The following is a 13,075-nucleotide window of genomic DNA, read 5'->3' as shown; positions in this document are numbered from 1 at the left end:
ACAACGGTTTGAAGCGTTATTTAGAATTTTAAAGACCGACCTGAAGTCTATTCAGTACGGGAGGCATTGAGCGTCTTTGGGCTGTCATTTCCCGCGATTGCGTCGCGCAATAAATCGGATAAACGAATCACGCCTAACAATCGGTGCTGCTCGTCTACCACAGGGATGTCTTCAACGCGACGCTCCACGTGCTGCTGGAAGAGATCATGCTGATATAAAATGTCGTTGATATGGTCATCAACTCCGGCACACATCACATGATCGTCCATGTGATCAGCCACGCTACCCAGTGTGATACGTTCGACCAGTTCGCGAAGGCTGTGGGTGGGCCGTAGTTCGGCCAATAGCAGGGTGGCCACATGCCAGAAACCCAGGTGCCCGCAGACCTGCCCCTCAGCGTCGAGAACAAAAAGATCGCGCCCTTCCGGGTCATCCAGTAGCAGGCGGGCGGCATCCTGAAGACTGCAGTCACCGGCTACGGTCAATGCCTTGACCGGATGGGCGTTGAGCCATTCACGAGTTTTCATGTAGCCCCTCTCATCTTGTTGGTTTCAGTCGCCTGGCCGAGCTCACCGGCTCGTGCCAATCCAAATCGGGTAGCCACCGCGCCAAGAGTTTCAGTCAGCAGGGTGGTTGCCGTGACGATATTGACGATCAGGAGCGCGGAGGCCTCCAAATTTGGTACGTTGGTGAGCATCAGGGCCATTCCGATGGCTATACCGCCCTGTGGCAACATTACCAGCCCAACGTTGTGGCTGACCACTCTTGGTGCGCCAGCAAGTCGTGCGCCGACCATCGCGCCGACGATCTGCCCGCCAGCCCTTAGCAGGAAGTACATAATAATCAGCCAGGCATGACTGAGCACGACGGCAGGCGCGAAATGCAGCCCGGCGACGGTGAAAAACAGCACAAATACCACTTCCTGCAGCTGTTCGAGCGGCCGAAATAGCGGCTCGGAATGGGCGCCAGCGAACAATCGGGTGGAAAAGCCGAGTGCCATCGCTGCGAGCAACGGTGAGAAGTGCCAGGCCTTGGCCAACCCGGTGAGCAGGATAATTGCGCCGAGTAGCGCTACCAGCTTCAGCTCCTGCTCGGGTAAATGGCGTGCGATACGCTCTATCACGTAACCACCAGCCGCCCCGAACCCGATTGCCGCGATGATCTCCCAAATGACAGCTGGAATCGCAGCGGCAAAACCAGTGCTTTCCATTGCGGCCAGTACCAGTGAGAAAATCACCAGCGCCAGTACGTCATCGAGCGCGACCATTCCCAGTAGTGTTGTGGTTAATGGGCCGCGGGCCCGGTATTGGTGAATAATCGCCACAATGGCGGCCGGTGCGGTCGTGGTGGCAATTGCAGCAAGTAGCAGAGCGAGCGACCAGCCGGGTACATCGGTCACCGCCAGACCGAACAACGAAAAGCCCACCAACACCGCGACAAAGCTGCCAGTGACTTTGCCCATCGTGGCAGTAACAATGGTCCAGCCGAGCTGGCGCAACTGCGAGGCTGTGACCGCCCCGCCAATCAGGTAGGCGATGATTCCCAGCGTAACGGCAATGATCGGCTGGGCCCACTCGGTTGTTTCGACTCCTAACGATTCGCCCAGAAAATCTGGAGCAAACAGTACGCCTGCGAGTATATAGCCCACGACACGGGGCGCGGTAGTTTTCAACCCAGTTGTCCAAATAGCCACGTTTAAGCGGCCAGTTTATTGAGCTCTATTTCCTGTTGCTTGCCAGGATTGAGCGATACCGATCCGGTGGCCTCCCAGCGTCGGATATCGCCCGACCAGCGCCCGGGATTCAGGCGCTTGGCACGTTCATATACGGCTTTTCGGTGGGCCAGGCGCTGGGTATCCACGCCTCGATGCCGGTCGGCGGGCGTAACGAAGTTGATGCCGCTGTGAAGGTGCTGTTTGTTATAGGCGTGCTCGAACGTCAACATCCATTTACGCACGGCGGCCAGCGATGCAAAGCCCTTTGTGGGCCACGCCGGGCAGTATTTGACGGTGCGGAACAGCGCCTCTGAATAAGGATTATCGTTGCTCACCCGGGGGCGGCTGTGGGACATCAGCATACCCAGTTCCGCCAGCCTAGCGCGCAGAGTGTACGAGGTCATCGGCGCACCGTTATCCGAGTGCAAAATTGGTGGCGTGTGCCAGCAGCTTTCACGCAATAGAGCGCGCTCCACCAGTTGCTTCGCCAAGTCGCCGGACTCGTTGTCATACACGTCCCAGGCAATGATCTTGCGACTGTAGACGTCCATGATCAGGTAAAGGTACCAGTGCTCGCCACGGACTACAGAGGGGCAGTAGCTGATGTCCCAACTCCACACCTGGTTCGGGCCCGAGGCGGTAAAACTGGTCGGCTCAGCGAGCTTTCGGGCCGGTTTCATGCGGCCTCGGTGGTTTAGCTGTTGGTGCTTTTTCAGCACCCGATAAAACGACGATTCCGAGGCCAAATAACGGCCTTGGTCTGCCAGTCGCGGGACTATTTGCGACGGTGGCAAGCTCCGGTATTCCGTTTGGCAGCAAGTGGTTAGAATCGCCTCTTCTTCCGCTTGAGTCAGCTGATGGGCCTGCACAACCCGCACGGCCTGTGAGCGCTGATCCGTGGTCACATCGCCATTGGCCTGCCGCCAGCGTTTTAACGTGCGCTGGCTTAGCCCCATCAGTTCTGCCGCCTTGTAGCGAGCGGCGCCACCAGCTACCGCTTCATCAACGTCTTGTAGCAGCCTTGTACGTTCGCTCAACGGCGTCAGTTGTCCTCGTTGTCCGGGTCTTCGCCGTACAAGGCTTCGAGCTTTTTTGACAGCACCAGTAACGAGGTCGTCTCCGCCAAGGCCCGGTCTTTACGGCGAACCTCCGACGTCAGCTTCTTGATCGTCTGGCGGTCTTCTTTACGCTGTTTTTGGGCCGTTTTTTCCTGATCTTCGTGCCGATCGGCGCCTTGGAGGCAGGCGTCTTTCCAGCGCTGCACCTGCTCAGGATATACGCCCTTTTCCCGGCAATAGGCGCCAAGCTCGGTCTCCGACAGGGGAGCTGTTTCAATCACCACGGCCAGCTTGGCATCAGCCGACCATTCGTCTCCGGTCTTACGCTTGCCTGGCACAGGCACTCCTTGTTGTCGGCATGTTTTCAGCCAACCATACAGGGTTGCGTTCGCTATGCCTTCCTCGGCGGCGACCGACGCCACACTACGGTTTTCTGGCGGTAATAGTTTCTTCAGCACCGCGGCTTTACGTTCCTTGGAATAACGTGGCATGAACCATCCTATGCCGCCCATTCTGATGTTAATTTAGGCGAAATCGCCAGCTGGACAACTAGGCTGACAGAGGGGGGGCGCACGAAAGAGGTAGCTGCCAAGCGTGCCCAACATCAGCCCGGTGAGCATCAGCAAACCGATTAGTAGTATTTCCACTTCGCCTCCATGGTTTTCATCTTGAGCCGGTGATTGTCACGGCCGCAAATAGTCTACCGAGTGTACCACCTGAGATGCGCTCATTTCGGGAGCTGTAGATGTCGGAGATGCAGGCAATTGCAATAAATAACTGTGCAAAAAAGCGGTGCCCTCTGGCCAGGAAGTAGAGGCGCTAAAAGAAGCTCTCAATACTATGATCTAACCTGTGAAAATGAACTGATAAATAGTGTCGACAAGGTGACGTTGGCTGGCGGTTTCGAGCAGCGTGTGGGACTGAGCATTAATTTGCCCAAGGAGCTGATTGGCAAGGTGTTGTTTGAGATCAACCGGGAGGTGGGCCAGGGTCTTTTCAAGGGCGTTGATGTCGGCTCGTTTCATAATTTGCCCCAAAGAGGAACCGAATATACAGTATTATATACAGTGTCACCGGAGCAAACCAACAGGTGATGCCAACATAGCCATATACGTATAGCTGACGGATGGAGGATGACACCATGGCGATGAACCCCATCCAGTTTCAGCCCGGCCTGTCGATGCCCGAGTTTTTCGAGCACTATGGGATCGAAACGCAGTGTGCGGTGGCGTTAGAGCAAACGCGCTGGCCGAACGGCTTTCGCTGCCCACGCTGCGAGGGCACGGCCTATTCTCGGGTGCGTCGGCGGCACCACACGCTATTCCAGTGCCGCGCCTGTCGCCACCATCGAACCATTGCGCCCCAGCGGTAAGATAAGTTTCTTAGACCACCTGCACCTCTCGATTACAGCTCCTAATATCCTAAATGATACGTTTTTCCTGATTTGGAGTTATGATTATCACCAGTAGTCCCACAACCGTGATCGCAATTCCCGTAATTTCCACGGTACTGAATGTCTCATCAAAAAATAGAGTCCCGATAAGTAAACCGAAGATCGCTGGCAGACTTTCACTGCCACCCCGGCGTGCAAGGAAAAGCCGGCCACGTAACCGGGATCGCCAGTCGCCCAATCTTCCTCATCGCAGGTCGGCATAGTTTGGAGCGTAAACACCTTGCGACCCCGGTGCGGGCCCACAGCAATGCGGTAGGTGATGGAGTGGCCCACCAGATCGGGCATTGGGTCGTCTTCGTCCAGCACCTCGCCTAGGTCAAGCTGTTCGGTGTCGCGCTCGAGCAGCCGGCCCACCCGGCGGACGATGGTGTGGGCCAGTTGCGGAAAAGGAAGACTCAACACCCATTGTCGGACCGGCCGCTCGGGCAGCACCTGATCGGCCAGCCATGCCGCGCCATCGACCATGCGCCGGGCGCCGCAACTGGGGCAATCAAAGCGCGTTGTTCGACACGGGTGTGTCGCCTTATCGCTATGCCGCGGTGGCCAGCAATCGCGAAGAAAGTGCTGTGGCCACCATGGCCTGGTACCGCCAACACGGCGAAGCCAGCGAGAATCGGATCAAGGAACTCAAAATCGGCTTTGGCATGGAACGCATGCCCTGCGGCCAGTTCGCTGCCAACGCGGTGTTCTTTCGTCTGGGTGGGCTCGCCTACAACCTGCTCAAAGGCTTCACGCAATGGACTTTGAACAGCACCTGGCATCGGCATCAGATCCAGACACTACGCTGGCGGGTCTGCCAGACCGCCGGCAAGGTGGTGCGTCACGCCGGACAACTGTGTCTGAAGGTCAACCGCGAAGCCGTGGCGCTGTTCAATACCATCCGACATCGCTGCTGGAAATTGGCCGTGCGTGGCGCGACATAACCCCAGGCGCGTGATCGACACGCCAAACCCGCACCTGAAAACGGCGCAGGGGGTTGCTCTGCGCCAATATCGAGCCCGTGCGCGATCAAAGCACAAATGCCTGCGATTTTCATTGCCTTCGGCCTGGGTTGCGCCCTTAAGGCGAGCCCACAACCGATAAATTACGCAAAACGCCGGCTTCGGCATCGATCATCGGCACTGCCGTCAGGGCAATCGCGGATTTTGGGCAAAGGGACAACGTGTCGGCAGCCATCGTCATCGTGGCGTATCTCGGCGGTGAGTCTTCGTGTTTGATCTAAGCGGGAACACGGGTGCACCGGGCGGTCATGAGCCCCCATCGCCAGTTGATTTTGTAGGCGTCGACTTCCACTGCTGCGAAACCGGCCTGTTCGAGCAGTCGCTTGCAGTCACGCGCTCGATAGATCTGGGCGTGCGCGCGACCGCGCAGGCGCTGATATCGCTCAAACAGCCGGCACGCCAAGTAATCCCCGCACCAATCCGTGACGACGAGTTGCCCGCCGGGCCGCAAAACGCGCTGTATCTCGCCGGCGAGAGCTTGTCACGCGCAGCCTCCAGCATCTCGGGCACGGGATCCACCCCGGCCAGTCGGGAGACCGGATGCACCGCGGCGAGGCGATGCAGCAAGGCGCCGGTACCACAGCCGATATCGAGCAATCGATCCTCGGCATGTAATGACAGGCGCGCGATCGTTTCGCGCGTGGTCGCTTCGATATAGAACGACCACTTCCTGTCATAAGCGTTCGCGAGCCTCCTGTATTCCGTGACGACCTGATTTTGTGTCTTCACTGCGGATCAGCGTTCGTATCGTGGTTCGCGTAGGCGGCCCTGGGCCGTCATGCGCGCACTCTGTAATAGCGCATCATGCCGTTGTCCTCGTGCTCCATGTTGTGGCAATGGTAGACATACAGGCCTTTGAAATCGTTGAAGGTCAGCGCCACACGCACGCGTTCGCCCGGTAGCACCAGCACCGTGTCGTGCAGGCCGGCATCCACCAGCCCGGCATCCAGGCCCGACCAGCCGCGCCGATCGCTAAAACTCTGACGTCCGATCACCGCGAACTGCAGGCCGTGCACATGCATCGGATGCGGCATCATGGTGTCATTGACGAATTCCCAGATTTCGGTGTCGCCCAACGCTACGATTTCGTCATCGGCCACCGTCGCGCCTTCGAATTGGCGCCCGTTGATGGAAAACCCGCGCATCATCCTCATTCCGAGTTCGAAACGACGGATTGGCGTAGCCGCTGTTACAGATGGTGTCGCAAGCTCCGAATCCAGGTTCAGGGGTAGTGACCGCCCATCGCGCACACGTTGCGTTATGCGCAGGCCCAGCAGATCCAATTGCGCGCCTGCCGGCAACGCCGACCTGCCCATCATGCCGCCCATGCCGCCCATGTCGCCCATGTCGCCCATGTCGCCCATCATCCCACCACGGTATTGCTCGCTGACAAGGCTTAGTTGCTGACCGACCTCCGCCTGTGACAGGTCGACCCACACATCCACACGCTGGGCCGGCGCCAAGGTCACGTATGGCAGCCGCTGCGGTTTTGCGAGCAGCCCGCCGTCCGTGCCGATAACCGTCACCGGCTCGCCGTCGCTCCAGGCCAGCTTGTAAATACGGGCATTGGAACCATTGAGAATCCGCAGGCGATAGGCCCGGGTGCCGACATCGCGGGTTTCCGGCGGGCGGCCGTTGACCAGAATACGATCGCCGAGAAATCCCTGCATGCGGGTCATCATCGATCCCATGCCGTCGAGATAGGTCAATTCGTTGTCACCGGCGAAACTGCGATCCTGCAGTATCAGAATCAGTTCCTGCTCGCCGTCGGGCAGGCCGAGCGCGCGTTCGATGTCGTCCTCGATCACCAGCGGGCCGGCCAGGCCGGCATAGCTTTGAAAACCCACGCGACCGCCATCCGGGCCGTGCGGGTGCGGGTGATACCAATACAAGCCCGCGCGGTCGCGCACGTCGAACGCGACCGTCATGTCATCGCCCGGCTTGATCGGCAGGCGCGGCTGACCATCGACGTCAGGCGGCACGTGCAAGCCGTGCCAGTGGACCGTGGTGTCCTCGGGCAACCGGTTTTCCAGTTGTATGCGTACACGCTGGCCCTGGCGCAGCCGAATCAGCGGCCCAGGATAGCTCTCGCCCAGCGGCGTCAACGTACCCGGCGATCCTTTGGTCAAATCCGCCTTGTAACGCCAGACTTCACTGGGCGTGCCGGGCAGTATCGGTACGGTGTCGGGTTGGGCGCGCAGCCTCAGGTTGACATCGAACGGGCCCTTTTCAACGCCGTGGGGAGTCGCGGCAAGATTGTCGCTGCCGGCGGGCGTTTCGCTATTGCAGGCGGCAAGCAAGAACGTCGGCGACACGGCTGAAATGCCTGCAAAGCCGCCGATGCCGACCAGCAGCTTTCGGCGTGTTCGATCAATGCGCTTCATACGGTGCTCCTCGACGCGGCCGGTTCGTAAGTTGCAGTAGCTGGTCAAAAGCTTCGTTCGGACTAGCGACGTTCGCCACGCAGATACTTGACCAGAGCCACAATGGCGAGCACGAGCACCACAAGAACGAGCAGCGCGAACAGCATGCATGCGATCATCATCGGGCCGTCCATCATGCCGCCTTGCATCATCGAGCCGCCGTCACCCATTCGGCCGGGACCGGACTGCTCTGCCGCCCCGGCGATGCCGGTGAAGAAGACGGCCAGCAGCATCAGTGGAATTGTCGTAAACATTTTCATGGTTTTCGTTTTCCTTGTGGCCATTGTTGATATATGGCTAGGCGCCAGACACCACGATTTTCCGTTCGGTGAGTCGACAGGACGGAGAGGTGAGAGCCCACCCCTGTTGAACCACGATAGCCCCAGAGCCCCATGTCCGGTTCGTTTCTGCACCGCACAAGCAAAAGCTCGCCTTTGTGCATCACTACGGCGAGTGCGGCAGGAACAGGAGCTTGGGACATCGCCGTTTCCCCGTTTCAGGGCATCAGGACGTAGCCGTCCATCTGCAGTTGCGGGATGGTAGTCAGCGCGGATAGCACCGGTTCGATATGCTCGTTGACTTGCGTAGCGGGATCGATGTCAAAACCGACCAGAGCCTGTTCGCAGACGTAGATCTCGACGCCGTTGTCCGCTAACGCCCTTAACAACTCCAGATTAGGATTGGACGCCTCGTTACGTTGTTGATAGAACTCATCGCTCATGGCGAGCGGGGTGGCGCTTCCCGAAATCATCGCTACGGCCTTAACGTTGTCTGGGTCCATATCGGCAGCGGCCATGAGGTTCATGAAGCGGGCGACGCTCCACAGGCCCGCGTTGACGCCGTCATGCTGTTGATCGCTGTCGATGGCGAAAATGACCTTGTATTGCTCGTCCTGCTTGGGCTGGAAAGCGGCATCCGCGTCGTATTGAATCTTGCCGTAGCCCTCGATGAATGGTGTGGTCCATTGATCTGCCAGGGCGCCGGAAGCGATTCCCAGAGACAGTAGCAGTGTGGTCAAGAGCCGTAAAAATATCATTTCAAACCTCCTCTCTCGACGGATAAATATTGATTCATAAAGAATTATGATAAGCGCTGCTATCGATTTGGCTTTCTTGTGACCGTGCAGTGGCACACATCGCCGTCGATACTATCAATACGAACAACAGCTGGGCTGTCATCGGCCATGTCTTTGGTAAATAGGAGCCAACTATTGGAATCGAGCCCTCGGACATATTCCCTGCCCACCTCAGGCTCCTTCACCTGATCAGTGTCAATCTTTGTGGTCATGCCAACCTCAAGACGTCTTATGTCTTGCATAGACTTCTCCTATATAAAGTACACTAACTGCGAAGGCCGGATTTGGCGCACCTTCGCGCTACTACCATACATTGAAACCAGCGCGATGAAGGAATCCAGTAATGCTGGGGCTGCCAATCGGTCGTTTTATTTACGTCATGGCCACCAGAGGCTGGTGGCCAGGTTTCGCCGTTTTCGCGTACAGACATTGCGTAAAAACCCTCGTGGTTGGCAATGCCCAAAACGATGGACAAACTGTCCGTCTTTTAACCAAAAGCCGGACAGTCCGCGCCGCCCACGAAGCCTAACCCCATGAATAACGCCACTTCCCCTGCCGTGGTGGCTCGGCGCCCGGCCACTGAAAGCCGGACAATTTGAGCACGTACTCGGCTAATGGCGCCGTGCTAGGGGATATGTCAGCCTTGCCGCAGTCATTAGCTTTGATACGCCTAGGTGTTGAGCGGAAGATGGCGCTGTAGGGGAAGAAAAAAGACGCGTAAGCCGCGCCTGCGGCAAGACAATTCTTCCTGTACTGCAACATCGTGAGGTGAAGCATGCCCGCTTGGCTATTAACGCTATCGGTCATATCGCTGTTGGTGGCGGTGGCCATCGCGCTCTGGATCGCAGTGGATTGCCGGCGCCACCCGCAGCACATGGCCATCATGGGCCTGGTGTGGCCGCTGTGTGCGCTGTTCGGCTCGGTGCCGCTGTTGTGGTTTTATCTGCGGCATGGCCGGGCAAGCGGTGGGCACCAGCACGGAGATACACCTTTGCCCATCGCCGTGGCCAAGGGCACGCTGCACTGCGGTTCGGGTTGTACGCTGGGCGACATGCTGGGCGAGCCGCTGGCGTTTTTGCTGCCGGCCATTCTGGTGCCGCTGGGCTGGCCGGATATTTTCCCCGAGCAGATGTTCGCGGTCTGGATTCTGGATTTCATCCTGGCCTTCGGTATCGGCATCGTTTTTCAATACTTTGCCATTGCGCCCATGCGCAATCTGCGTCCGTTAGCAGGGCTGAAGGCCGCGATAAAGGCCGATACGCTGTCGCTGGTGAGCTGGCAGCTGGGCATGTATGGCACCATGGCGGTTGCCGTTTTTGCCATTTATCGCCCGCTGTTCGGGACCGAGCCGGATGTCTCCTCTCCCGTTTTCTGGTTCACCATGCAGTTCGCGATGATTGCCGGTTTTATTACCGCCTGCCCCATGAACTGGTGGCTGATCCGTATGGGCGTCAAAGAAAAAATGTAACTGACATCGGCGGCGGCAAGGTTCGCTGAAAGCGTGCCGCTGTATAAGGTAGGCTGTTAGCCGCCCTTGGGCACGCCCCGCAGGCGCATCATCGACACAAGGAGAAACAGGTATGGCGAAAAACGTCGCTGAAATCATGGTCGATACGCTGGTCAGCGCCGGCGCTAAGCGTTGCTGGGGCATTGTGGGCGATACCATCAACCACTTCACCGATGCGATACGTCTCTCCGACCTGCGCTGGATGCACGTGCGCCACGAAGAAGCCGGGGCCCTGGCCGCCGGTGCTGAAGCCTTTGCGACCGGCGAGCTGGCGGTCTGCGCCGGCACCTGCGGGCCGGGCAGCCTGCATTTTGTCAACGGTATTTTTGAAAGCCACCGCAACGGCGCGCCGCTGCTGCTGGTTGCCTCGGACGTGGCGCGGGCCGAGGCCGGGCTGGGTTTCCCCCAGGCGGTGGATCAGCGCAAGGTGTATGAGCAGGCCAGCGTTTTTTGTGAATACATCAGCCACCCCGATCAGGCGCGTCGTATTACCGCCATGGCCGCCCAGGCCGCGCTGAACAAAGGCGGGGTCGCGGTGGTTATCGTCAACGGTGATATGTTCGAACAGACCGTCGACGATACGCTGGCGTGGGGCGTCCATCGCCCGGCGCCGGTCATTCGCCCGGCAGAGGCCGAGCTCGAGGCGTTGGCACAGGCGCTGAATGACGCCGGCACGGTCACGTTATATGCCGGCATTGGCGCTCGCCACTCGGCGCCGCAAGTGGTCGAGCTTGCCAAAGTGCTCAATGCGCCCGTGGTGCATTCCAGCCGGGCCAAGGAGTATCTGGAACCGAATAACCCGTTCAACGTCGGTATGACCGGGATTCTGGGTAACCGGGCCGGCGTGGAGGCCACCGATCGCGCCGATATCATGCTCTGCCTGGGCACCGATTTTGCCTGGACGCAGTTTTACCCCGAGGGCAAACACGTCATCCAGATCGACCGTGATGCGGCGCATATCGGACGGCGCTCGCCCGTGCGCATGGGGCTGGTCGGTGACGTGGGCGATACCATTGAAGCGCTGTTGCCCAAGATCGCCGAAAAGCGTGATACCAAGCATCTGGATAAAGCGCTGGAACGCTGGAAAAAAGATTGCGAAAGCTACGCGGCTTCCGCTGAAAGCGACGATCCGGCGCTGATTCACCCGCAGACATTGACGCAAATGCTTGACCGGATGGCCGATGACGACGCGATTTTTACCGGCGATGGCGGCTCGCCCATGGCATGGCTATTGCGCCACATCACCGCCAATGGCCAGCGTAAGCTGCTGACCTCGCTGATGCACGGCACCATGGCTAATGCCTACCCGCAGGCCATGGGCATGGCGGCGGCCTATCCCGAGCGCCAGGTGATTGCCATGTGCGGTGACGGCGGCATGACCATGCTGATGGGAGACTTGCTGACGCTGGTGCAAGAGCAGCTGCCGGTGAAGCTTTTAGTGTTCAATAACGGTGCGCTGGGGTTTGTCGAGATGGAGCAGCGAGTGGAAGGCCTGCTAGATACCTTCACTGAACTGCAAAACCCTGATTTCTCGCGCTTGGCCGAGGCCTGCGGTATGCCCGGCTGGCGCGTGGATTCTCTGGACCAGCTGGACGACGCCATGCGTCAGTGGCTCGCCGCCAGCGGCCCTGCGCTGCTGGACGTGCGCGTCAACCGGGTCGAGCTGGTGATGCCGCCCAAGATCGAGGCGTCTCAGGTCGCCTCGACGGCGATGTTTGGCCTCAAAGCCGTGCTGGACGGGCGCAGCAAGGAAGTTGTCTCGCTGCTGCGCGATAACTTTATCAAGTAGGTCGTTGACGAAGGGTCCCGGGTATAGCCTGTCGGGCCAGTCAAACAGCATGATGGCCAGCACGTTGCGATGTTCTCCCTTGGCCAGCTCGGTATCGCCATGCTCTGAAGGAATCATCCGTGCTGCGGGGTCGTAGGCCTTCAGCAGCGCATCGCGTAGGTGCGTCACGGCCGGATGAGACGACTCGCCGGCCAGTAGAAAGCTGATCCCTACCTCCGTGTAGATATCTGCTTTGGTGCGCGCCAGAATCTGCTCCAGACTGGCGGCAAATTCGTCGAACACCCAGCGGAACTGCTGGGCGGCCACTGGCTTCTGATAATAGTTACTGGCGGCGATGACGAAGTGAGTCATGCCATAAATCTTGTTGCGGTACTCGGCGTTCGAGAGCATTGCATCGCGCGCCGGCGGGTACTGCTGACGAAAGGCCATTATCACTTCTTGACGCAGATCGGTAACGCCCAGCTCATCGAGGTAAAACGTCAGGTTGGCCACCTGGGCTGCATACACCGCCATGACGTCGGGGTCGAGCAGGAAGGGGCGAAAATCGACGTCGGCCAGGTAGTCGAGTGCCCGTTGGTAGCTAGGCAGCTCGCGTTCGTTCAATAAGCCATAGTGCTTCATCTGGGTCAGGTCGAAGGCCAGGCTTTTGGCATAAACTATCTCTCCCCACTCGGCAAGCATACGCTTGCGTCGCCGATGCTTTTTGCTGCTCGTGGAGTAGTTTTCTACCGCCTCACGCGCCTGGCGTTTTGCATAGCCCGGCGTGCCCAGCGCTTCGATTTCTTCGTTGAGCTGGCTTACCAGGCGTTGACCATAGGCGCGGTTAAGCGGGAGATAACGGGCGTCTCCGGTCACCCGGTAGAGTCGCTGGGCATAGTGGCGCTGTTTGCTCTGTGGCAAGTCGGAAAGCGCTACTTCGTAGTGCGCACGAATCGACTCGGCCGCTGCGGCATGGTCTAGCGCCGGTGCTTGCGGCTGCAGGGCACAGCCGGTCAACGCCATCACTACCAGCAGCCAGAATAGGTGTCCGGCGGGTCGGGAAAAAAACGCACGCT

The 13,075-nt window shown here is 58.8% G+C and carries 10 protein-coding genes and 5 pseudogenes; 4 read left to right on the top strand and 11 right to left on the bottom strand.

The window, feature by feature from the left end:
- Positions 1 to 47 precede the first annotated feature (47 nt).
- From B5495_RS03535 to B5495_RS03520, 4 genes and pseudogenes are all read right to left on the bottom strand, one after another.
- A complete protein-coding gene (locus tag B5495_RS03535; RefSeq protein WP_079551387.1) occupies positions 48 to 527 on the bottom strand; it encodes a CBS domain-containing protein in 480 nt (159 codons plus the stop codon).
- Complete coding sequence (locus tag B5495_RS03530) at positions 524 to 1,672, bottom strand: cation:proton antiporter (protein ID WP_172824516.1); 1,149 nt, start codon at positions 1,670 to 1,672, stop codon at positions 524 to 526. Before B5495_RS03530 ends, B5495_RS03535 begins: the two co-directional genes overlap by 4 nt.
- Before the next feature lie 23 nt (positions 1,673 to 1,695).
- Positions 1,696 to 3,263, bottom strand: a protein-coding gene (locus tag B5495_RS03525) for an IS3 family transposase (protein WP_231897145.1) whose coding sequence is annotated in 2 segments (ribosomal slippage) — positions 1,696 to 2,775 and positions 2,778 to 3,263 — 1,566 coding nt in all. Because the reading frame shifts where the segments join, the coding sequence is not laid out codon by codon here.
- 390 nt (positions 3,264 to 3,653) lie between these two features.
- Positions 3,654 to 3,797: pseudogene (locus tag B5495_RS03520) on the bottom strand (IS1595 family transposase); the annotation flags it as partial.
- Between the two features lie 116 nt (positions 3,798 to 3,913).
- Between B5495_RS03520 and B5495_RS03515 the strand changes: the two are divergent.
- A pseudogene (locus tag B5495_RS03515) lies at positions 3,914 to 4,129 on the top strand (transposase); the annotation flags it as partial.
- Between the two features lie 189 nt (positions 4,130 to 4,318).
- Here the strand turns inward: B5495_RS03515 and B5495_RS14785 are convergent.
- Positions 4,319 to 4,735 (bottom strand): annotated as a pseudogene (locus tag B5495_RS14785) (hypothetical protein); the annotation flags it as partial.
- Here B5495_RS14785 and B5495_RS03505 point away from each other — a divergent pair.
- The gene (locus tag B5495_RS03505) at positions 4,672 to 5,148 is read left to right on the top strand and encodes a transposase (protein WP_079551378.1); all 477 of its coding nucleotides are present in this window, start codon (positions 4,672 to 4,674) and stop codon (positions 5,146 to 5,148) included. The pseudogene B5495_RS14785 and the gene B5495_RS03505 sit on opposite strands and share 64 nt — an antisense overlap.
- Before the next feature lie 295 nt (positions 5,149 to 5,443).
- On the opposite strand, the gene B5495_RS15075 is transcribed toward B5495_RS03505, so the two are convergent.
- From B5495_RS15075 to B5495_RS03485, 5 genes and pseudogenes are all read right to left on the bottom strand, one after another.
- Positions 5,444 to 5,677: a methyltransferase domain-containing protein gene (locus tag B5495_RS15075; protein WP_331712896.1), complete on the bottom strand. Its 234-nt coding sequence runs from the start codon at positions 5,675 to 5,677 to the stop codon at positions 5,444 to 5,446.
- A gap of 62 nt (positions 5,678 to 5,739) precedes the next feature.
- A pseudogene (locus B5495_RS15070) lies at positions 5,740 to 5,955 on the bottom strand (class I SAM-dependent methyltransferase); the annotation flags it as partial.
- Between the two features lie 47 nt (positions 5,956 to 6,002).
- On the bottom strand, positions 6,003 to 7,610 hold the full coding sequence (locus B5495_RS03495) for a multicopper oxidase family protein (RefSeq protein ID WP_079551377.1): 1,608 nt from the start codon (positions 7,608 to 7,610) through the stop codon (positions 6,003 to 6,005).
- Positions 7,611 to 7,672: 62 nt separating this feature from the next.
- On the bottom strand, positions 7,673 to 7,909 hold the full coding sequence (locus B5495_RS03490; RefSeq protein WP_079551375.1) for a hypothetical protein: 237 nt from the start codon (positions 7,907 to 7,909) through the stop codon (positions 7,673 to 7,675).
- A gap of 236 nt (positions 7,910 to 8,145) precedes the next feature.
- Positions 8,146 to 8,685 carry a DsrE family protein gene (locus B5495_RS03485; RefSeq protein WP_079551374.1) on the bottom strand — a complete coding sequence of 180 codons (540 nt, stop codon included), beginning with the start codon at positions 8,683 to 8,685 and terminating at the stop codon, positions 8,146 to 8,148.
- 814 nt (positions 8,686 to 9,499) lie between these two features.
- Between B5495_RS03485 and B5495_RS03470 the strand changes: the two genes are divergently transcribed.
- The gene (locus tag B5495_RS03470) at positions 9,500 to 10,192 is read left to right on the top strand and encodes a DUF4396 domain-containing protein (RefSeq protein WP_079551368.1); all 693 of its coding nucleotides are present in this window, start codon (positions 9,500 to 9,502) and stop codon (positions 10,190 to 10,192) included.
- Between the two features lie 112 nt (positions 10,193 to 10,304).
- Positions 10,305 to 12,020: a thiamine pyrophosphate-dependent enzyme gene (locus tag B5495_RS03465; protein ID WP_079551367.1), complete on the top strand. Its 1,716-nt coding sequence runs from the start codon at positions 10,305 to 10,307 to the stop codon at positions 12,018 to 12,020.
- 9 nt (positions 12,021 to 12,029) lie between these two features.
- Here the strand turns inward: B5495_RS03465 and B5495_RS14885 are convergent.
- A pseudogene (locus tag B5495_RS14885) lies at positions 12,030 to 13,022 on the bottom strand (DUF3541 domain-containing protein); the annotation flags it as partial.
- Positions 13,023 to 13,075 lie beyond the last annotated feature (53 nt).

This window comes from Vreelandella subglaciescola (assembly GCF_900142895.1).
Lineage (GTDB): Bacteria > Pseudomonadota > Gammaproteobacteria > Pseudomonadales > Halomonadaceae > Vreelandella > Vreelandella subglaciescola.
The sequence above is the reverse complement of the archived record's forward strand: the minus strand, read 5'-3'. Positions and strand labels throughout refer to the sequence as shown.